This is a genomic window from Ruegeria sp. F11, from assembly GCF_056533855.1.
Map to the genome: position 1 here is coordinate 73,287 of NZ_JBQFOW010000006.1, position 19,520 is coordinate 92,806.

General features: G+C 59.4%; 18 protein-coding genes and 1 tRNA gene. 5 read left to right on the forward strand and 14 right to left on the reverse strand.

Annotation, left to right across the window (positions count from 1 at the left end):
* Window positions 1-9: 9 nt before the first annotated feature.
* Window positions 10-192, reverse strand: a complete 183-nt coding sequence (locus tag ACR0NJ_RS09420) for a DUF3553 domain-containing protein (RefSeq protein ID WP_480816874.1) — start codon at window positions 190-192, stop codon at window positions 10-12.
* Between the two features lie 42 nt (window positions 193-234).
* On the opposite strand from ACR0NJ_RS09420, the gene ACR0NJ_RS09425 reads away from it, so the two are divergent.
* Window positions 235-831, forward strand: coding sequence for a histidine phosphotransferase family protein (locus ACR0NJ_RS09425; protein WP_480816875.1), 597 nt, complete (start codon window positions 235-237; stop codon window positions 829-831).
* On the opposite strand, the gene ACR0NJ_RS09430 is transcribed toward ACR0NJ_RS09425, so the two are convergent.
* From ACR0NJ_RS09430 to ACR0NJ_RS09470, 9 genes are all read right to left on the reverse strand, one after another.
* The gene (locus ACR0NJ_RS09430; RefSeq protein WP_480816876.1) at window positions 828-2,090 is read right to left on the reverse strand and encodes a glutamate-5-semialdehyde dehydrogenase; all 1,263 of its coding nucleotides are present in this window, start codon (window positions 2,088-2,090) and stop codon (window positions 828-830) included. The two genes, ACR0NJ_RS09425 and ACR0NJ_RS09430, sit on opposite strands and share 4 nt — an antisense overlap.
* A 39-nt stretch (window positions 2,091-2,129) precedes the next feature.
* Window positions 2,130-3,236, reverse strand: a complete 1,107-nt coding sequence (gene proB / locus ACR0NJ_RS09435; RefSeq protein ID WP_480816877.1) for a glutamate 5-kinase — start codon at window positions 3,234-3,236, stop codon at window positions 2,130-2,132.
* Window positions 3,224-4,258 carry a GTPase ObgE gene (obgE, locus tag ACR0NJ_RS09440; protein WP_480816878.1) on the reverse strand — a complete coding sequence of 345 codons (1,035 nt, stop codon included), beginning with the start codon at window positions 4,256-4,258 and terminating at the stop codon, window positions 3,224-3,226. Before obgE ends, proB begins: the two co-directional genes overlap by 13 nt.
* A 37-nt stretch (window positions 4,259-4,295) precedes the next feature.
* On the reverse strand, window positions 4,296-4,832 hold the full coding sequence (locus tag ACR0NJ_RS09445) for a GNAT family N-acetyltransferase (protein WP_480816879.1): 537 nt from the start codon (window positions 4,830-4,832) through the stop codon (window positions 4,296-4,298).
* A complete protein-coding gene (locus ACR0NJ_RS09450) occupies window positions 4,829-5,437 on the reverse strand; it encodes a LysE family translocator (protein ID WP_480816880.1) in 609 nt (202 codons plus the stop codon). The genes ACR0NJ_RS09445 and ACR0NJ_RS09450 overlap by 4 nt, the downstream gene beginning before the upstream one ends.
* Window positions 5,438-5,532: 95 nt before the next feature.
* Window positions 5,533-5,802 carry a 50S ribosomal protein L27 gene (rpmA, locus tag ACR0NJ_RS09455; RefSeq protein WP_039535512.1) on the reverse strand — a complete coding sequence of 90 codons (270 nt, stop codon included), beginning with the start codon at window positions 5,800-5,802 and terminating at the stop codon, window positions 5,533-5,535.
* 11 nt (window positions 5,803-5,813) lie between these two features.
* Window positions 5,814-6,428, reverse strand: a complete 615-nt coding sequence (locus tag ACR0NJ_RS09460) for a 50S ribosomal protein L21 (protein WP_480816881.1) — start codon at window positions 6,426-6,428, stop codon at window positions 5,814-5,816.
* 209 nt (window positions 6,429-6,637) lie between these two features.
* Window positions 6,638-7,438: a DUF2059 domain-containing protein gene (locus ACR0NJ_RS09465; RefSeq protein WP_480816882.1), complete on the reverse strand. Its 801-nt coding sequence runs from the start codon at window positions 7,436-7,438 to the stop codon at window positions 6,638-6,640.
* The gene (locus ACR0NJ_RS09470; protein WP_480816883.1) at window positions 7,438-8,280 is read right to left on the reverse strand and encodes a DUF2059 domain-containing protein; all 843 of its coding nucleotides are present in this window, start codon (window positions 8,278-8,280) and stop codon (window positions 7,438-7,440) included. The genes ACR0NJ_RS09465 and ACR0NJ_RS09470 overlap by 1 nt, the downstream gene beginning before the upstream one ends.
* 123 nt (window positions 8,281-8,403) lie before the next feature.
* Here ACR0NJ_RS09470 and ACR0NJ_RS09475 point away from each other — a divergent pair.
* The 4 genes from ACR0NJ_RS09475 to ACR0NJ_RS09490 all read left to right on the forward strand — a co-directional run bounded on the left by ACR0NJ_RS09475 (window position 8,404) and on the right by ACR0NJ_RS09490 (window position 14,284).
* Window positions 8,404-8,493: transfer RNA gene (locus tag ACR0NJ_RS09475), tRNA-Ser, on the forward strand.
* Window positions 8,494-8,719: 226 nt separating this feature from the next.
* Window positions 8,720-12,934, forward strand: coding sequence for a GAF domain-containing protein (locus ACR0NJ_RS09480; protein WP_480816884.1), 4,215 nt, complete (start codon window positions 8,720-8,722; stop codon window positions 12,932-12,934).
* Window positions 12,931-13,266 carry an Hpt domain-containing protein gene (locus tag ACR0NJ_RS09485; protein WP_480816885.1) on the forward strand — a complete coding sequence of 112 codons (336 nt, stop codon included), beginning with the start codon at window positions 12,931-12,933 and terminating at the stop codon, window positions 13,264-13,266. The genes ACR0NJ_RS09480 and ACR0NJ_RS09485 overlap by 4 nt, the downstream gene beginning before the upstream one ends.
* Entirely contained in the window at window positions 13,259-14,284 is a 1,026-nt protein-coding gene (locus ACR0NJ_RS09490; RefSeq protein WP_480816886.1) for an adenylate/guanylate cyclase domain-containing protein, read from the forward strand. The genes ACR0NJ_RS09485 and ACR0NJ_RS09490 overlap by 8 nt, the downstream gene beginning before the upstream one ends.
* A gap of 74 nt (window positions 14,285-14,358) precedes the next feature.
* On the opposite strand, the gene ACR0NJ_RS09495 is transcribed toward ACR0NJ_RS09490, so the two are convergent.
* Genes ACR0NJ_RS09495 through ACR0NJ_RS09510 form a run of 4 tightly spaced genes read right to left on the reverse strand, consistent with a single transcriptional unit; the run spans window position 14,359 to window position 19,470 of the window.
* Window positions 14,359-15,303 carry a substrate-binding domain-containing protein gene (locus tag ACR0NJ_RS09495; protein ID WP_480816887.1) on the reverse strand — a complete coding sequence of 315 codons (945 nt, stop codon included), beginning with the start codon at window positions 15,301-15,303 and terminating at the stop codon, window positions 14,359-14,361.
* A 41-nt stretch (window positions 15,304-15,344) separates the two neighbouring features.
* A complete protein-coding gene (locus ACR0NJ_RS09500; RefSeq protein WP_480816888.1) occupies window positions 15,345-16,352 on the reverse strand; it encodes an ABC transporter permease in 1,008 nt (335 codons plus the stop codon).
* A complete protein-coding gene (locus tag ACR0NJ_RS09505; RefSeq protein ID WP_480816889.1) occupies window positions 16,349-17,875 on the reverse strand; it encodes a sugar ABC transporter ATP-binding protein in 1,527 nt (508 codons plus the stop codon). Before ACR0NJ_RS09505 ends, ACR0NJ_RS09500 begins: the two co-directional genes overlap by 4 nt.
* Window positions 17,876-17,916: 41 nt before the next feature.
* Window positions 17,917-19,470, reverse strand: coding sequence for a UxaA family hydrolase (locus ACR0NJ_RS09510; protein WP_480816890.1), 1,554 nt, complete (start codon window positions 19,468-19,470; stop codon window positions 17,917-17,919).
* Window positions 19,471-19,520 lie beyond the last annotated feature (50 nt).

Genomic DNA, 19,520 nt, shown 5'->3' on the forward strand with positions numbered 1-19,520 from the left:
AAACCAGTTTCACGGATCAAAGACCGGCATCAGGGCGATGCGCGTTCCGTCGATCACCACTTTCCCCTGCTCGCGGAAATTCACGGTGACCTTGCCTGCGATGTTGGACTGAACCTGTCCGACACCCCAATCGGGGAAATCCGGGTGGCGGACATACATGCCCGGTGCAAGAATGGCATTCAGGTCTGTCATGCGGGGCTCCGGTCCGGTGGCAGGTACGCTCAGGAGGTACGCATGGGCACATCAGACGTCAACCTGGCCGAGTTAATCGGGTCTCGGATCTGTCATGATCTGATCAGCCCGATCGGGGCGATCACCAACGGGTTGGAACTGCTGGATATGGTCGGTGCCGTGCAAGGCCCCGAGATGGAGCTGATTTCGGGCAGCGTCGGCAGCGCGGGCGCACGGATACGGTTCTTCCGCGTGGCATTCGGGTCGGCCAGCGATCAGCCTTTGGGCCGTGCCGAGGTGGCCGAGTTGCTTAGGGACGTCGCGCGGTCCGGTCGGGTGCGGGTGAACTGGAACCTGACCGGACCAGTGCCGCGCAATCAGGTGAAGCTGGCTTTTCTGGCGCTGATGTGCTGCGAAAGTGCCATGCCCTTTGGGGGTGAGGTCGAGATTGCGTCACAGGGCGAGAACTGGCTGGTGACGGGCACCGCCGACAAACTGAACGTCGATCCTGATCTGTGGAAAAGCGTCGCGACCGGGCGCTTTGCCACCAAAGTCACGCCCGCGCAGGTGCAGTTTGCCCTGATGCCCGAAACCGCCGCTGCGATGGGGCGGCGGGTTGCGGTCGAAACGGCCTCAACCCGCGTCGCGTTACGGTTCTAGTCGCGGGTCGTGCCGTTTCCGCGCACAAGGTATTTGAAGCTGGTCAGCTGAGCAGCCCCGACCGGCCCACGCGCGTGCATCTTGCCGGTTGCGATACCTATCTCGGCGCCCATGCCGAACTCTCCGCCATCGGCAAACTGAGTTGAGGCGTTGTGCATCAGAATTGCACTGTCGAGCCGTTCAAAGAACCGGGCGGCGGCCGAGGCATCCTCGGTCATGATGCAATCGGTGTGGTTCGACCCGTACTGCCGGATATGCGCGATGGCGGCGTCGATATCGGCAACCGGTTTCGCGGCGATGATGCTGTCGAGGAATTCTTTGCCCCAATCATCCGCCGTCGCCTGGACCGTTCCATCCACGGCCAACGCGCCCTCGGCATGCACTTCGACACCTGCCGCAAGCAACGCGGCAATGACATCGCGCCCCAGGGTTTCAGCCACGTCCTGATGGATCAGCAGACATTCCGCAGCGCCACAAATCCCGGTGCGACGGGTCTTGGCGTTCAGCACCACGTCTAGCGTTTTCTGAGGGTCGGCGGCCTTGTCGATGTAGATGTGAACGATGCCTTCGAGATGGGCAAAAACAGGCACCCGCGCCTCGCGCTGGACCAGGCCGACAAGACCTTTGCCGCCGCGTGGGACGATGACGTCGACGTAATCCGTCATGGTCAGCAACTCTTGAACCGCGGCGCGGTCTCGGGTCGGGATCAGTTGGATCGCATCCTCCGGAAGGTTTGCGGCCTTCAGCCCCTCGACCAGACAGGCGTGAATGGCGGTTGAGGAGTGGAAGCTCTCGGACCCGCCCCGCAGGATCACCGCATTGCCGGATTTCAGGCACAAGGCCCCGGCATCCGCCGTCACGTTCGGGCGGCTTTCATAGATCACGCCGATCACACCCAGCGGCGTACGCACGCGCTGGATGTTCAGGCCCGAGGGCATGTCCCATTCGGTCAGAACCTCCCCTACCGGATCGGCCTGATCCGCGACCGTGCGCAGACCGTCGACCATGCCCTGAACGCGGCCCTCGTTCAGCATGAGGCGATCCATCATCGCCGGGCTCAGGCCCTTTTCTCGGCCAAACTCCAGATCTTTCTGGTTGGCTTCGATAATCTCGGCCCGGTTCCGCCAGACCGCCTCAGCCGCCGCAATCAGGGCGGCGTGTTTGCGCTCGGCACTGGCAAAGGCCAGATCGGCTGAGGCATCCTTGGCACGTTTTCCGATATCGGCCATCAGGGCGGGGATGTTGTCGAGATCCTTCATTTCTTAAGCCTTTCAGGTCGGTACAGTCCAAATTTCAGGTTACAGCGCCAGATCGTCCCGGTGTATCAACGCGGCGCGACCGGGATAGCCCAGCGTCGCCTCAATCTCGGATGATTTGCGCCCCTTGATCGCATCCGCCTCTTGCGCGGTATAGCGGCTGAGCCCTTGCGCCAACCGTCGCGCGCTGAGGTCCAGGACCGCCACAGGGTCGCCGCGTCCGAAATCTCCGGTCACTTCGGTGATCCCGGCGGGCAGCAGGCTTTTGCCGTTGGCAAGGGCCTGCGCCGCGCCGTCGTCCACGGTAATCTCACCGCGAGGCTTCATCGCCGAAATCCAGCGCTTGCGGGCTGCGTGCGGGTCCAATGTCGCCGTGAACCACGTACAGTTTGCGCCATTTTCAAGCGTTTTCAGCGGGTTCAGAGGTGATCCTTCTGTGATTGCCATTGTGCACCCGGCGGCGGTGGCCATCTTGGCGGCCAGCAGTTTGGTCTTCATGCCGCCCTTGGACAAGCCAGACCCGGCGTCGCCCGCCATCGCCTCAATTTCGGGCGTGATGTTGTCGATCACCTCGTACCGCGTGGCGCTGGCATCTTCATTGGGATTGCCCGAGTAGAACCCGTCCACATCAGACAATAGGATCAACTGATCCGCGCCCACCGTAACCGCGATCTGAGCGGCCAGACGGTCATTGTCGCCATAACGGATTTCATCAGTCGCAACGGTGTCGTTTTCATTCACGATGGGCACAACACCCAAACTAAGCAGCGTCTCCAGCGTCGAACGCGAGTTCAGATAGCGACGACGATCCGCGCTGTCTTCGAGCGTTACCAAAACCTGCGCGGTCTTGATGTCGTGCGGAGTCAACGCCTCTTCGTAAGCGCGGGCCAGACGGATCTGACCAACGGCGGCGGCGGCCTGCGACTGCTCCAGCGGCAGGTTCGCCATCGGCAGGTTCAGAACCCCGCGCCCCAGCGCGATTGAGCCGGAGGAGACCAGAATAACATCCGTCCCTTGTCCCTTAAGCCACGCCACATCCTGCGCCAAAGAACGCAACCAATCCGACCGCAACAAGCCGGTTGCGCGATCCACCAGCAAGGCGGACCCGATTTTGACAACCAGACGTTTCGCGGAAGTCAGGGTTGCCAAGACTGCGCCTCCTCGGTGGGCTTTTGTCGCAGGCGGTTTTCGTCGATTTGAGCCCGCAAGGCGCGCAGCACCTCGGTCACGCCCAGATGGGCAACGCCGGACATGGTCATGACGGGGCCGCCGACGGCCTCTTCCAGTTCTTCCTTGGCGAGGTCCCGCTCTTCCTCATCCAGCGCGTCGATCTTGTTCAGCACGGTGATGCGGGGCTTTTCGGCCAGCTCTCCGCCATAGGCTTCAAGCTCGTGGATGATGGTGCGATAGTCTTCGGCCACGGTTTCAGACGTGCCATCGACCAAATGCAGCAGCACTGCGCAACGCTCCACATGGCCGAGGAACCGATCCCCGATCCCGCGCCCTTCATGCGCGCCTTCAATCAGGCCGGGAATGTCGGCGACGACGAATTCCACGTTGTCAACTCCGACGACGCCCAGATTGGGGTGCAGTGTGGTGAACGGATAGTCCGCAATCTTGGGCCGTGCATTCGACGTGGCCGCCAGAAAGGTCGATTTACCCGCGTTGGGCATACCCAACAGACCCACATCGGCGATCAGTTTCAACCGTAGCCAAATGGTGCGGTCGATCCCCGCCTGCCCCGGATTGGCCCGGCGCGGGGCCTGATTGGTGGCCGATTTGAAATGCAGGTTGCCGAACCCGCCATTGCCGCCCTTGGCGAGCAGCACGCGCTGCCCAACCTCGGTCAGGTCGCAGATGACGGTCTCTTCGTCTTCGTCCAGAATCTCGGTGCCCACCGGCACACGCAGAACGATGTCGTCGCCATCTTTGCCGGTGCGCTGCTGCCCGCGACCGGGCTGGCCGTTCTTGGCAAAGAAATGCTGCTGATAGCGAAAGTCGATCAGGGTGTTTAGCCCGTCCACGACCTCGGCCCAGACCGAGCCGCCCTTGCCGCCGTCACCGCCATCGGGACCGCCATATTCAATGTACTTTTCACGCCGGAAGCTGACGCAGCCGCTACCTCCGGCCCCGGACCGGATGTAGACCTTTGCAAGATCGAGAAATTTCATGTGTGTCCCCTACTGCAAAGGCCCCATCGGCCACAAGTCAGAGTTTTTTACTATAGGTCCAGGTGGGCACGTTCGCGTCGCGCGCCACGGAATAGATTTCGGCATCGCCAAGATACTGGAACCCGCAATGGGTCAGTACCCGGGCCGAGGCCGGGTTGTCCTGAAACACGCTGGCGAACATGTTGCCGTTTTCCAGCGGGTTCGCCTTGACCAGTGCCTCGACCGCCAGCGATGCGATGCCGGTGTTCCAATAGACTGGAGCGACCCAATATCCCACCTCGGACTGATTGCGATCCAGGCGCGTCAGAGAAATCACACCGATCAGTTCCGGCCCGCCGTCCTTGGTGGCGTCCATCGCCCAGACGTCTTCGTCGCGATCCTCGGCCATCGCGCGGGTCACGAACGCTTCGATCGAACCCGGCGGCAAAGGATGCGGGATCGACGCCGTATTCCGCGCCACGCGCTCATCGCCTGCATAATACTCGATGAGACCCATATCCGACCGACGCAGCGGGCGCAGGTCGAACCGCTCGGTTTCAATGACCGGCTGGTTTATTATCGTCTCAATTTTCATTGGTGTGTTCCTCCTCCGAACAACACAAAAGCTACGGATAAAACAGTCAAACTCGCTAATGTCCACATCAGATATTTTTCCGCAGGCCGTCCTTCAACCGCATGGGCGATTCTATCGCCTGCGAAGGTCCAGATCGGGTGCAGAACCACCTGACAGATCAACAAACAAAGCGCGATCGTGAGCGTCGCGTCGAACTTGGAGGTGCCGGCAGCCACAAAGCCCGTGAAACCCGCGATAATCATCGCCCACGCTTTAGGGTTCAGCGGGTGAACCACCAGCCCGGCCCAAAACCCGGGCGCATCCGCTGCGCCACCGGTTCGCGACAGGCGCAGGTTCGCGATCTTCCACGCCAGCCAGCAAATATAGGCGGCCGAGGCATATTTCAGCGCCAAGAACACCACAGGGGCCTGTTCCGCCACCTGCATCAGCCCGAACCCAACCGGCCAGATGATCAACTGCTTGCCCAGCACGACGCCAGCCACAAAGGGCAGCGCCGCCCGAAAGCCATAGCGCGCACCTGTTCCCAGCAGGACCATGTTGGCCGGTCCCGGCGTGCCGACCTGGCTGGCGGCAAAGATCAGGAAACTGGTGGTTGCGACTGTCATCGGGTTTTCAATCACGACTGCGTTAAAACGAGAAAGGGGACCGGCACTTTCTGCCGGTCCCCCATGAATTTTTTCTAAACCTTCTGGGTTTCGGCTTACTCTGCGGCCTCCGCCACTGGCAGGACCGAAATAAAGGTGCGGTTTTTGAGTCCCTTGTGGAACTTTACGGCGCCATCGGTGGTTGCAAAGATGGTGTGATCTTTGCCCATACCTACGCCTTCGCCCGGCCAGAACTTGGTGCCGCGCTGACGTACGATGATGTTGCCTGCGATGGCCGCTTGGCCACCATAAAGTTTCACGCCAAGGCGACGACCCGCTGAGTCGCGACCGTTACGGGAGGAACCGCCAGCTTTTTTATGTGCCATTCTCTCTCTCCTTAGCCCTGAGCCAGCTCTTTGGCTTGCTCAACCCATTCGGGTTTCACTTTGATGGTGTCGATAGCAGCAATCTGCTCGTCCGACAAGGCGGCCAGAGCGGCAAAGCTCTCGATACCTGCGTCGTTCAGCTTTTTGGCGGCGGCGGGGCCGACACCGTTCAGCTTGGTCAGGTCGTCAGCGGCAGCAGCAGCGGCGGGTGCCTCTGCTTTGGCTTCAGCTTTCTTGGAAGGCTTTGCAGCAGGTGCCGCTTCGCCAGTCGGTGCCGAACCGGTTGCAGCTTTGATGCCTGACTTGTCAGCGCCCGACGACAGGATGTCGGTGATCTTGACCAGAGTCAGTTTCTGACGGTGGCCAACGGTACGCTTCGAGCTGTGCTTGCGACGGCGCTTGACGAATTTGATGACCTTGTCACCTTTGATCTGTTCGATCACTTCGGCCTGTACGCCTGCGCCTTCAACGAAAGGTGCGCCAACAACCGGAGCGTCGCCGCCCAGCATCAGAACATCGTTGAATTGAACTTTTTCACCTGCGTCGGCAGCCAGTTTTTCAACGCGGAGCACATCGCCCGCCTGAACCTTGTACTGCTTGCCGCCAGTCTTGAGGACCGCAAACATGCGTCTTTCCTTTTCTAACCCGCGTTCTGTGGTCACCGTATGGGTGTTTTTGGCCTAAGCCACCTCGAACAGCGCGCCCTTTTTGGGCTGTGTGACTGACCCCCGGGACAATCCGAAAGGGTCAAATAATAACGAGACCCGGCGCGGAAAACCGGCCGGGATGCGCGCTTATCCATAGATTGCGGATGAAAGTCAACACCAAAGCGGCGCTACAGGTCGGAACCTTTCAGCGCCTGTGCCACCGCCTCGCCCAGACGGTAAGAGATGTGATCGTACATGCGGTCAAACCCGTCAAATAGCGCCTCGTTCAGCGCGCGCCCGGTGTCGGTTCGGGAAAAGGCGATGTTTTCGCGCATCTGGGCCTCATCCAACGGACGGTAGGCCATCAAGAGAAAGGAGTATATCCACGTCGTTGTCTCGGCGGTCATGCTGTCCTGCTGCGTGAGAAGCTCGGCCAGCAACTCACCATCATCGCCACGGGAATCGGTATCAAGACCCTTGAAGAAGTTGTAATCTGAACTCAGCGCCCCCTGCACATTCTGTTCGACCAGATTGTTGACCAGAATATACTCCTCGACCAGTTCGAACAGCATCGAGTCGCGCTCGGTGTTTTCATAGGCATCCCGCGCCATTTCCTCGATCGCATCGTCGGAAATCGCCCTGCGCGCCGAGTTTTCAAGCGCGATGATCGTCTGCCCCAGATCGCTTTCGAAAAACACCGAGGCCTGTTCTAGCTGCGCATCCGTCAACCCCTGATCAAAGGCAGTCTCAATCTGGTTGCGCATCCATAAAGGGTCATAGATGTCTTCGACCTGAGCCTGAAAGAACGCCCCTCCGGAATTGCCCAGAAGCGTTTCATCCAGTTCCCGGCGTTGATCGCGGCCTTCGCTGGCCAGTATCTCCATGACCTGTTCCAGTTGCAGCGCCTGCGACAAGCGCACAACCCGTTCGTCAGCGAATAGCGGGGCCGCCCAGAGAAAGGGAACCGTAAGAAGCGTTGCAAGGCGCATCATATGTCCTGCGCGGGGTGCAGTTCCGCCATACGAGCGGCCAGAACCTCGAACCGCATGGCCATGATTTCGTACTGGATGGCGTTCAGCAGTTCATACACCTCTTGCATCAGGGGGTGTTCCAACGCATCGACATAGGCATCCACATCATCGTCAGAAAAGTCCTGATAGGTATAGGCCGCCCCGGCCAGCGCCGACAGTTGCAACGCCTGACGCATACCGGGCTCATTGCGCTTCATCATTTCGCGCAGTTCATCGGCTCCGAACTGAAGTTCGATCACGCCCGAGGCGCTGGCGGCCAGCAAAAACCGCAATTGAATTTCCTGCAGCGCCCGCAGCGACGTGTCGCTGCCATCCACCGCGCGGTTCATTCGTTTGTAGCTTTCGACCCGCTGCGATCCTTTCTGGATCAGGTCAGCAACGATCTTCTGCCCTTCCAGGTCCTTGGCATCGTCATCTTCGATGAGATGCGAGGCATTCTCGGCCTCTACCAACCGCTGCCCAAGGTCCGAGGCATAGAATTCAACCGCATGCGAAAGCGCCTCGTCGCTCAGCGTTTGTTCGAGGATCGAAACCGCCGTTTCATGCATGGTTTCGACGTCGAACACCTCTTCCGTCAGGCGGGTCCAGTCCGAGCCGAACCCGTCCGGGTCAATCCCCAGCATCTGCGGCGCCGAGCCAGAGGCGTGAGCGATGCTTTGCAAAGCCACGTCAAAGCCGGTTGTGGTCAGAAACGCCTCAACCCGGTCGCGATTGGCCGCGGCCACTTGCAGTGGGATCAGAACAAGCGCCAGGAGCGCTAGGAACAGGGACAGGGCGAAGCGTTGGGCAGTACTTGTCATACCCAATAGCCTAGGTGTTTTGCGTCCGCAGGCAATGGAAAATCCCGCCTTTGCGCATTTCAGGAATTTTCCGCTTGCACCCCTGCCCGTTCGCCACTAAATCCCCCCCTCACAGACCCCCGCGGAGAGGTGCCGGAGTGGTCGAACGGGGCGGTCTCGAAAACCGTTGTGGGTGCAAGCCCACCCAGGGTTCGAATCCCTGTCTCTCCGCCACTATCGCTGCAAATTGCAAAGCTTTGGTTCTGACGGTTCTGCACGTCAGGAGGCGCGAACCCTTCACAGCGCAACAAAACCTGTGCCCAAGCTTGAAAATTGGCTATTCTCCAAAGCCAGCCATCCGCAGAATCCTGAATTGGCGACAGGATACCGGCACTGGGTGATTGATTTAATGGAGTTTGAAGGCCCGAATTCGAGACCGGAAGCTGAACCGGCGCGCATTGTGCAAACACTCGAACAGCGTCTGGCAGATGAACGGGCGCGGTTTGCTGCGACGTCTGACATTCTCAAGGTTGTTGGCCAGTCGCGGGAAAGCCTGCAGCCCGTTTTCGATGCCGTTGTGAAGGCCGCCGCCGAGATCTGCAACGCCAGCTATTGCCTTCTGTTGCAATGCAATACCGGCAAATCTCAGTTCCGGGCCAGCCATGGCTACGCCAAGGATCAGCTGGACGCAGAGGGTGTTCGCGAGACAATACCGCTGCACCCCAATACGATCGTTGGTCAGGTGGTGCGAAGCGGCGATATCGTCAGGATCGAAGACACGCAGTCCGAAGACTATTACGATCACCGACTGGCCCGAAAGCTGAACCTTGCACTGGCGGTCGGGGTTCCGATCCGCGTGGATGACGAGATTTGGGGCGTCATTTCGGTGGGATGGCCAGTCGGACGTACTCCGCCCGAGGACGATATCGAACTGGTTCAAACCTTCGCCGCGCAGGCAAGCGGTGCGATCAGGAATGCGCGCCTGCTGAATGAAACGCAGGAGGCGCTGGAGTATCAGGAGGCGACCTCGGAGGTTCTTGGGGTGATATCGCGCTCACCCAATCAGCTTCAACCGGTGCTTGAGACGATCCTGAAAGTGGCCTCGCGCCTGTGCAATCCGCAGACGGCCTATGCCTCTCTGATCAGTCCGGAAGACGGTAAATACCGCGTTGCAACCACGCATGGCATGACGGATGAGTTTCGCGACTTCCTGTCCGACGTCGCGTTCGAGGCGGATATCACCAGTTGCACCGGACGCGCCGCCCTGTTGAAGGAAACGGTGTATATCGAAGACACCGAAGCCGATGCGGATTTCGAATGGAAAGACGCCGCTAAACGGGGCAACTTCCGCTCAGCCCTTGGCGTTCCTCTGGTCAAGAACGACGTTGCCCTTGGCATCATCACGCTGGGTCACGAAAACCCTCATGCGTTCACGAAGAAACAGATATCGCTGCTCGAGACCTTTGCGTCGCAGGCCGTCATCGCGATTAACAATACGCGCCTGTTTCAAGAGGTTCAGGACCGCACCGCCGAACTCTCCGAGGCGCTGGAGTACCAGACGGCGACATCCGATGTTTTAAGCGTCATTTCCCGTTCGCCGAATGAGGTGCAGCCCGTGCTGCAGGAAATCCTGAAAGTCTCGGTCCGTCTGTGCCAGCCCGAGGTCGCCTATGTCGCACTTCTGAACGAACAGACCGGAGTTTTGGACGTTGTCGCCACCCATAATGTGAACAAGATGTTCGAGGATATTCTGGCGCAACAGACATTTACTCCCGGTCGGGACACGGTCACCGGGCGCGTTGGGCTGACCGGCCAGACGATCTACATCCCGGATATCGAAGCCGACCCCGATTACGGCTGGCACGAACACACCAGAAAAGGCGGATTTCTATCTGGGCTGGGCGTGCCGCTGAAAAAGGGTGGCAAGACGATTGGCGTGATCACCATGGCGCATGTCAAACGGCATGCATTCTCGGAAAAGCAGATTTCGCTGTTCGAGACATTCGCGGCCCAGGCCGTGATCGCGCTGAACAACGCGCGTTTGTTCTCAGACCTTCAGACCTCGCTGGTGCGCCAGACAGCAAGCGCGGACATTTTGCGCGTCATCAGCGGTGCGCAGGATGATGCCAAGCCGGTTTTCATGGCCATCGCCGACGCGGGATTGCGGCTGCTTGATTGCGATGGTGCGGCGGTTCTGATCCGGGACGGAGAATTCTTCTCGCCTATCGCCGGTAAGCGGGATAGCGGGCCGATGGTCAGTCTGGACCCCAAACCGGTTCGGATCGATCCTGAAATGAATTATCCCAGTCAGGTGTTTGAGACCGGAAAGATGGTCCACATCGCCGATTTCTCGACCGAGGACCTGCCCCCGCACGAGGTTGAGGCGGTTCGGAAATTCGGGATGAAGACCTGTATCTACCTGCCGCTGATGCGCGATGCCACTTGCGTTGGGGTGTTGATTTTTACGCGAAGATCAAAGCAGCTGGCTTTCAGCGCCGAAGAAATCGAACTGGCCGAAAGCTTCGCCGATCAGGCGGTGATCGCGATACAGAACGCGCGGCTGTTCAACGAGACCCAGACCGCGCTGGCGCGGCAAACGGCGACGGCGGATGTTCTGCGGGTGATCAGCGAATCTCCGACCGATACCAAGCCGGTGTTTGATGAGATCGTGCGCCTAGCGGTTTCGCTTGTGTCTTGCGATCTGGCCATTGCCATGAAAAGCGATGGCACGCATTTTTGGCAGGAAGCTGTGGCAGGCCCAGACGGGGTGCAAAGTGAAATCACCACTGATCGCCATCCGATAGACCCGAAACTAAACCTTCCGTCGGGCTGTATCGCCACCGGAAAGATTCAGCATATCCCGAACTGGTCCGAAGCCGACCTGCCAGACAGCACCCGCAAAGTTCAGATTACCAAGGGATTCAATTCCTCTTTGATGCTGCCATTGCTGCGGGGCACCGAGTGTATCGGTGCGCTTTCCTTCATTCGTAAGACTCAATGTGCGTTCTCGGAAGACGAGATTGCCATGGCGGAATCCTTCGCCGATCAGGCAGTGATTGCCATCGAAAACGTCCGGCTGTTTCAAGAGGCGCAAGAGGCCCGCGCGGCGGCAGAGAAAGCCAACGAGGCCAAAAGCGCGTTCCTCGCGACGATGAGCCACGAAATCCGAACGCCCATGAACGCGGTGATCGGGATGAGCGGGCTGTTGATGGACACCGAACTGGACGCCGAGCAAGGGGACTATGCACGAACGATCCGCGACAGCGGCGACGCGCTGCTTGGGATCATCAACGAAATCCTCGATTTCTCAAAGATCGAGGCGGGCCAGATGGATATCGAAGCCCATCCGTTTGACCTGCGCGAGTGCATTGAATCCGCGCTGGATCTGATCAGCGGTCGAGCGGCCGAGAAACAACTGGATGTGGCGTATCTGATGGCAGACGATGTGCCGCCCGCGATCAGTGCCGACCTGACACGGCTGCGGCAGATTTTGCTCAACCTGCTGTCCAACGCGGTCAAGTTCACCGACTCGGGCGAGGTAGTGTTGTCGGTGACCTCCAAGCCGACCTCCCCCGGCCAAGTTGAATTACAGTTCGAAGTGCGCGACACCGGGATCGGTCTGACCGATCAGGGCAAAAGCCGCTTGTTCCAGTCGTTTAGCCAAGCGGATTCCTCGACAACGCGCAAATATGGTGGCACCGGTCTGGGCCTTGCGATCTCGAAACGGCTGGCCGAGTTGATGGGCGGAACGATGTGGGCCGTCAGTGAGGGCGCGGGCAAGGGTTCGCTGTTCCGCTTCACGATCCAGGCCAAACCCGCCGAAATACCCAAGACCGAGGCACGTAGTCTGGTTGGGAAACAGCCCGAATTGGCAGGTAAGCGCATCCTCATGGTGGATGACAACGATACGAACCGAAAGATCCTGCGGCTGCAGACCGAGAAATGGGGGACGACGACTACCGCCCTGCCCTCTGCCGCCGAGGCATTGGCTCGGCTTGGTGAAGACCCGGCCTTCGATCTGGCTATTCTGGATATGCATATGCCCGAAATGGACGGCATCGCTCTGGCCCGGAAAATCAAACAGCTTTCTCCCGATCTGCCTTTGATCCTGTTCAGCAGTCTCGGCGTGCGGGACAGTGACGCGCCCGAGGGGCTGTTCGCGGACTATCTGGCAAAGCCGTTGCGTCAGTCCTCTCTGTTCGACACGCTGGTGTCGCTGTTTGGGACCCGACAGGACGCACCTGTGGAAGCAACTCCTTCACCGACAACCGATCCGGACATGGCGGCAAGGCACCCGCTGCGCATTCTGCTGGCCGAGGACAACCTTGTGAACCAGAAGCTCGCCATTCGTCTGCTGCAGCAATTGGGCTATCGCGCCGATCTGGCCAGCAACGGGCTTGAAGCGCTGGAAAGCGTGGTGCGGCAGACCTACGATCTGGTGTTGATGGACGTTCAGATGCCCGAGATGGACGGTCTGGAAGCATCCCGCCGGATCAATGACCGATATGGCGACAATCGGCCCCGGATCGTTGCCATGACCGCAAACGCGATGCAGGGCGACCGCGAGATGTGTCTTGAGGCAGGCATGGATGACTATGTCGCGAAACCCATTCGCGTGAACCAGCTTGTCGAAGCCCTGCGCAACACCCCGCAACGGAAGAAGGACAGGACATGAGCGATCCGGCCATCGACCTTGAGGTTTTCTCGGAACTCCGATCAGAGACCGGAGCGGAGTTCGCAGCTGAACTGGTGACCACCTTTCTGGACGAGGCCCCCGGGATGATCGCAAGTCTTAAATCCGCCGCACAGGCTGGGGATGCCGACGGGTTTCGCCGCGCGGCGCATTCACTGAAATCCAATGCCAGCGTTTTCGGGGCCATCAGGCTGGCCGCCCTGTCCCGCGATTTCGAGATGGCGGAATTAACACAAGCAGACCCGGACTTCCGCGCGCTGGACGCAGAATTCGCGCGCGTCGATGCCGCGTTAAGGAGTGTGTTGAATGGTTGAGGCCCACGGGCATCTACTCATCGTGGATGACAACAAGGTCAACCGCCTGCTTCTGTCGCGGAATGTCGAGCTTTTGGGTCACCGGGTTTCTCTGGCTGAAAACGGCAGGGTCGCGATGGAGATGCTGGGGCAGGACAGTTTCGATCTGGTTCTGCTGGACATCGAAATGCCCGAAATGAACGGCTTTGAAGTGCTTGAGGCGATCAAATCTGACATTACGCTGAGGGATGTGCCAGTGATCGTGACCTCGTCCGTCGAAGGGCTGGACAACGTTGTTCGTTGCATCGAACTGGGGGCCGAGGATTACCTGCCCAAGCCGGTGAACAAGGTGCTGTTGGGGGCGCGTCTGGCCTCAAGTCTTGAAAAGAAACGCCTGCGCGACGAACAAAAGCGGCTGCTGGAGCGGTTTGCAACGCATGAGGTTGCACATGATCTGCAGGAATCGGGCTTTGCTATCGGCGGCAGCAGGGTTTCAGCCTCGGTCCTGTTCTGCGACATTCGCGATTTCACGGCTTTGTCCGAAAACCTCTCACCAGAGGCGACCATCGAATTGTTGAACATCTACTACGCGCTGATGTTCGAGGCCGTCAGTAGCAACGGTGGCATTGTAAGCCTGATGATCGGAGACGGGCTTATGGCGCTGTTCGGCGCGCCGCAACCGCTCGACAACCCGGCCCAAAGCGCAGTGTCAGCGGCGCAGGAGATGTTCAGCATGATTGACGTTCTGAACGTGGAACGTGACGCCGAAGGCGCGCCCGCAATCCGGCTGGGGATTGGCATCGCCACTGGCGAGGTCGTGGCGGGCTATGCCGGAACCGACGAGCGCGCGACGTATACCTGCATCGGAAGCACCGTGAATTTGGCGGCCCGGCTCGAGGCGCATACCAAGGCCGTGGACCGGAAAATACTGATCGACGGGCGTACAAGGGCAAACCTGACAGACGCGCTAAAGGTTGAGGAAATCCGGCAGGTGGAATTCAAAGGCTTCTCGGACACGTTGGATATTTATGCCCTTTGATCAAGCGGCGCTAAAGTCCCCAAACGAAAACTGGCCCACCAAATGGCGGGCCAGCGTCCCTGAATGATCAGGTCTTAGTCGTACAGAACAGCCGCGATCTTGGGATCGTCGATGTTCGAGGCGTCGTAGTAGTAGAAGCCTGTGTCGATCAGCGCGGGAACCTCTTCGCCTTTCATGGCCGAGACTGCGGCTTTTACAGTCTCATAGCCGATACCAACCGGGTTCTGGGTGATCGCACCGGCCATCAGGCCGCTTTTGATCGCGTCTTTCTGCGCCTTGCCGCTGTCATAGCCAATGATGACCAGACCTTCGGTGCCCAGTTCCTGCACGCCATTCACAACACCGATGGCCGAGCCTTCGTTGGTGCCGAAGATGCCGTTCAGGTCCGGGTTCGCTGTCAGGATCGCCTTGGTCACTTCAGTGGATTTCAGGTGGTCGCCCTGACCGTACTGGACGGTAACAACCTCGATATCCGGATATTTCTCGGCGATGCGGTTGACGAAGCCATCGCGGCGGTCGATGCCCGTGCGGCTGGTCTGGTCATGTGCCACGACAGCCACCTTGCCTTTGCCGCCGATTTTCTCGGCCATCTTGTCAGCCGCCAGAGCTGCGGCTGCGGCGTTGTCGGTTGTTGCGGTCGATACCGGAATGTCACTCTCGACACCGCTGTCGAAGGCGATGACCGGGATGCCCTTTTCGTTAGCCTGACGCAGCAGCGGAATTGCTGCCTGGCTGTCCAGCGCGGCAAAGCCGATGGCTTTGGGGTTATTGGCCAGCGCCGCAGCCAGCATGTCGATCTGGCGGTCGACCATGGTTTCGTTGTCGGGTCCTTCAAAGGTGATGGTGACATCGAACTCGTCCGCTGCCTGTTCAGCGCCCGATTTCACGGCCTGCCAGAACTGGTGTTGGAAGCCCTTCGATACCAGCGGGATGTAGATCTCTTCCGCTGCAGCCATCGAGGCCGGGGCGGCCAGGGTCGCGGCACTCAGCGCCCCCAGAATGAAACGACGTGTAAGCATGTTTTTCTCCTCCACAGTAGGTCGTTTTGTCGTTGGTGTTTTCAGCCTGTCTTTTTGCGTCGAGCCATGTCGGCGTAGACAGCCAGAATGATGATTGCGCCGGTGACAACGGTCTGCCATTCCTGCGCGACGGACAGCACGCGCAGCCCGTTGGTCAGCACGGCCATGATTAGCGCACCGATCAACGTGCCAAGGATCGTACCGCGACCGCCCGACAGCGACGTGCCGCCGATGACCACGGCTGCGATGGCCTCTAGTTCATAGCCAAGCCCCAGCGCGGGCTGAGCCGAGTTCAGGCGCGAGGCGATCAGAATACCGGCGATGCCGCAGATTGCCCCCGCCAGCGCATAGATGCGCATCTTCCACATGTCGGTGTTGACGCCCGACAGGCGCACGGCTTCTTCGTTCGATCCCAGCGCAAAAGTGTACCGCCCCAGAACCGTGCGACCCAGAATGTACGAGGCTGCAATGGCGACCAGGAACAGGATCAACACGCCGTTGGGAATGGGCAGCGCCGGAAAAATCTCTCCGATCAGCGACCCGCGCGAGATCAGATCGAAGCCGGGCGTGTCGTTGAAATAGATCGGACGGGTACCGGAAATGACCAGCGACAACCCTTTCAGGATCAGCATCATGCCCAGGGTTGCGATAAAGGGCGGGATTTTCATCTTCGCCACAAACGTGCCCGAGCAAAGGCCGCAGAACGCGCCCGCCGCGATAGCTGCCGCGACACCGACCAGCAGCGGCAAGCCGAGATAGGTCAACGCAACGCCAGCAATCACCGCGCAAAAGGTCATCAGCGTGCCCAATGACAGGTCAATCCCGCCGGTGATGATGATCAGCGTCGCCGCCACTGCCAGAACGCCATTGACCGAGGTCGCCTGTAGAATGGCGATCATGTTCGATGTCTGCATGAAGTTCGGCGAGGCGATCGAGAATCCGATCAGCAGGGCGATCAGGCTGGCGAAGGCCAGCAGCTTTTGATACGCGCCGCTTTCGGATAGGCCCGCAAGGGGTTTCTTCTTTTCGATATCAGTTACGCTGGTCATTGCATTGTCCCCGTTACCTGCATGGCCGCCGCACGTTGCGTGGCCAGATGCATGATGTCTTCCTGAGTGGTGTCTTTTCCGCCGGGCAGAATGCCGGTCAGCCGGCCCTCGCACATCACCGCAATACGGTGGCTGAGGCGCATGATTTCCGGCAGTTCGGAGGAGATGACGATGATTGTCTTGCCCTGCTCGGCCAGTTCTTCGAGCAGCTTGTAAATCTCGGATTTCGCGCCGATGTCGATGCCGCGCGTGGGTTCGTCAAATATCAGGATATCGCAATCGCGTAGCAGCCATTTGGCGATGACCACCTTCTGCTGATTGCCGCCGGACAGCAGCCGAACTTCCTGCACATCTGAGGGCGTCCGGATGCCCAATTGCGAGATGTATCCCTTGGCCGTTGTGCTGATTTCGCCGTCGTTCAGCACACCGCCGGTGGCGGTGAACAGGTCCATCGAGGCCAGCGCGATGTTGTCGCGCACGTTCATACCGGTGGCGAGGCCGAAATGCTTGCGGTCTTCGGACAGGTATCCGATCCCTGCTTTCACGGCGTCCTTGGGGGATTTGATCGACACTGTCTTGCCGTGCACGCGGATTTCGCCGCTGTCTTTCACGTCGGCACCGAAGATCGCGCGGGCCACTTCCGTGCGTCCTGCCCCCATCAGACCAGCGAAGCCCAAAATCTCGCCCTTCTGGACCGAGAAACTGACATCCTGAATCTCTTTGCCTCGGTTCAGACCCGAGACTTGCAGTGAGACCTCGGCGTCGCCAAGGTCAGGCACGTCCAAAGGCTCCTCGTTCACTTCGCGGCCAACCATCATCGCGATGATCTGGCTGATCGGTGTTTCCGCCGCACCCACAGTGCCGACATATTCGCCATCACGCATCACCGTCACGCGGTCGGCGATCTGCTTCAACTCGTCCATCTTATGGCTGATATAGACGATCCCCACCCCCTCGGCCTTGAGGCGGCGGATGATCACGAACAGCTCGGCAATCTCGGCATCGTTCAGGGCCGCCGTTGGCTCGTCCATGATCAGAACCTTCGAGCGATGAGACAGCGCCTTGGCAATCTCAACCATCTGCTGCTTGGCAATGGTCAGCGTGCCGACCTGCGTCTTGGGGTCGAGATTCAGGTTCATCGACGCGAAAATCTCGGCCGTTTGTGCATTCAGCGCGGCTTCGTCCAACCGCCCGAAGCTTTTGCGCGGTTCGCGCCCGATAAAGATGTTTTGCGCCACGGTCAGGTCGTTCATCAGGCTCAGTTCCTGATGGATGATGCCGATACCCAGATCCTGCGCTTCGCCCGGTGTCGTGGGGCTGACCGATTTGCCCTCGATCTCAAGATTGCCGCCGTCGCGCTGATAAATCCCCGAGAGAATCTTCATCAACGTGCTTTTCCCGGCCCCGTTCTCGCCCATCAGAGCGTGAACCTCGCCCGAAAACAGATCGAACTGCACGGATTTCAGCGCGTGCACACCGGGGAAATGTTTGTCGATCCCCGTCATGTCGACCAGTTTTGTCATGTCTTCTCCCATTTTGCCCCTCTCCTCACGGGCCGCGCAGGTTACATCACCGCGCCGATTTGCCAGGGAACGAATTCGACGCCCCCAAAGCCAAGTTCCTCGCTTTTGGTTTTCTCGCCGGATGCGACGCGGATCAGAATCTCAAAGAGTTCCTCGCCCTTCGCCTCGATGCTGATCCCGTCTGTGACGATGTCGCCGCAGTTCAGGTCCATGTCATCGGCCATACGGGCGTACATTTCCGAATTGGTGGCCAGTTTGATGCAAGGCGTGGGCTGATACCCCGAGACCGAGCCCCGCCCGGTGGTGAACACGATCAGGTTCGCGCCCGAGGCCACCTGTCCAGTGACCGAACACGGGTCAAATCCCGGACTGTCCATGAAGACGAACCCGTTCTTGTCGATCTTTTCGCCGAACTTGTACACTTCACGCAGAGGTGCCGTGCCGCCCTTGGCGACCGCACCCAGTGATTTTTCCAGAATGGTCGTCAACCCGCCGCGTTTGTTTCCCGGGCTGGGGTTGTTATCCATTTCTCCGCCATTTCGTTCGGTGTAATCCTCCCACCAGTGGATACGCTCGATAAGTTTCTCACCTACTTCTGCCGTCTCCGCGCGGCGGGTCAGCAGGTGTTCTGCTCCATACACTTCGGATGTTTCGGAAAGGATTGTCGTGCCGCCGTGGCGCACCAGAAGGTCTGATGCGTAGCCAAGCGCGGGGTTGGCGGTGATGCCGGAATACCCGTCAGATCCGCCGCATTGCATACCTACCGTAATCGCACTGATCGGTGCCGGTTCGCGGGTGGCCTGATTGGCCAGTTCCGCAATACCGCGCAGTTCATCCAGACCACGTTCGATGGTGCGCCGGGTGCCCCCTTCGTTCTGGATTGTCATGTACCGCAGCGCGCCATCGGCGCGGATCGGACGCCCGCCCACCAGATCGGCAACCTGCATGACCTCGCACCCCAGGCCGATCAGCAGGATACCGGCGAAATTCGGATGCTGCGCATAGCCTGCCAGGGTTCGGAAAAGCGTTGCGTACCCTTCGTCCTTGGCCGACATGCCGCAACCGGTGCCGTGCACGATCGGAACAATCCCGTCTACGTTGGGATAGGCATCCAGAAATCCGGATTTCTCTGCCGCCTCGGCGATGAACCGCGCGACAGAGCCCGAGCAGTTCACAGAGGTCAGGATACCGATGTAGTTACGTGTGCCGACTTTCCCGTCAGCGCGATGGAACCCCTGAAACATACGGGTCTCGGAAATCGCAGGCAGCGGCGTATTTGCGCTGGCGTGGGCGTAGTCCTGCTGGTGATCGCCCATCCCAAGGTTATGGACATGCACATGCTCACCCGGAGCAATGTCGCTTTTTGCCTGACCGATGATCTGCCCATAGCGAATCACGTTTTCGCCTGCCGCAATGGGCGCCGTGGCGATCTTGTGCCCGCGGGAAACCGGGCTTTGAACCGAATCCGACAATCCGTCTGGCCGCTCACCCCGGTCCAGATCACGTAGCGCGATGATAACATTGTCTTTTGGGTTCAGCTTAACCGCGTCGCGCTTGGTGTCCTTGGGGACTGTGATGTCGTTCTGTGCTTGCATAGGATTCTCGCTTGCTTGGCTCGGAGTGCTACGTTGAATTTAGGTACTTG

Excerpts from the sequence above, each read along its gene's own strand:
- ACR0NJ_RS09505 (WP_480816889.1), bottom strand. The coding sequence starts at position 17,875 with ATGACAAAACTGGTCGACATGACGGGGATCGACAAACATTTCCCCGGT.
- ACR0NJ_RS09510 (WP_480816890.1), bottom strand. The coding sequence starts at position 19,470 with ATGCAAGCACAGAACGACATCACAGTCCCCAAGGACACCAAGCGCGAC.
- rpmA (WP_039535512.1), bottom strand. The coding sequence starts at position 5,802 with ATGGCACATAAAAAAGCTGGCGGTTCCTCCCGTAACGGTCGCGACTCA.
- ACR0NJ_RS09425 (WP_480816875.1), top strand. The coding sequence starts at position 235 with ATGGGCACATCAGACGTCAACCTGGCCGAGTTAATCGGGTCTCGGATC.
- ACR0NJ_RS09445 (WP_480816879.1), bottom strand. The coding sequence starts at position 4,832 with ATGAAAATTGAGACGATAATAAACCAGCCGGTCATTGAAACCGAGCGG.
- obgE (WP_480816878.1), bottom strand. The coding sequence starts at position 4,258 with ATGAAATTTCTCGATCTTGCAAAGGTCTACATCCGGTCCGGGGCCGGA.
- ACR0NJ_RS09485 (WP_480816885.1), top strand. The coding sequence starts at position 12,931 with ATGAGCGATCCGGCCATCGACCTTGAGGTTTTCTCGGAACTCCGATCA.
- ACR0NJ_RS09495 (WP_480816887.1), bottom strand. The coding sequence starts at position 15,303 with ATGCTTACACGTCGTTTCATTCTGGGGGCGCTGAGTGCCGCGACCCTG.
- ACR0NJ_RS09465 (WP_480816882.1), bottom strand. The coding sequence starts at position 7,438 with ATGCGCCTTGCAACGCTTCTTACGGTTCCCTTTCTCTGGGCGGCCCCG.
- ACR0NJ_RS09420 (WP_480816874.1), bottom strand. The coding sequence starts at position 192 with ATGACAGACCTGAATGCCATTCTTGCACCGGGCATGTATGTCCGCCAC.
- ACR0NJ_RS09490 (WP_480816886.1), top strand. The coding sequence starts at position 13,259 with ATGGTTGAGGCCCACGGGCATCTACTCATCGTGGATGACAACAAGGTC.
- ACR0NJ_RS09500 (WP_480816888.1), bottom strand. The coding sequence starts at position 16,352 with ATGACCAGCGTAACTGATATCGAAAAGAAGAAACCCCTTGCGGGCCTA.
- ACR0NJ_RS09450 (WP_480816880.1), bottom strand. The coding sequence starts at position 5,437 with ATGACAGTCGCAACCACCAGTTTCCTGATCTTTGCCGCCAGCCAGGTC.
- ACR0NJ_RS09460 (WP_480816881.1), bottom strand. The coding sequence starts at position 6,428 with ATGTTTGCGGTCCTCAAGACTGGCGGCAAGCAGTACAAGGTTCAGGCG.
- ACR0NJ_RS09430 (WP_480816876.1), bottom strand. The coding sequence starts at position 2,090 with ATGAAGGATCTCGACAACATCCCCGCCCTGATGGCCGATATCGGAAAA.
- ACR0NJ_RS09470 (WP_480816883.1), bottom strand. The coding sequence starts at position 8,280 with ATGACAAGTACTGCCCAACGCTTCGCCCTGTCCCTGTTCCTAGCGCTC.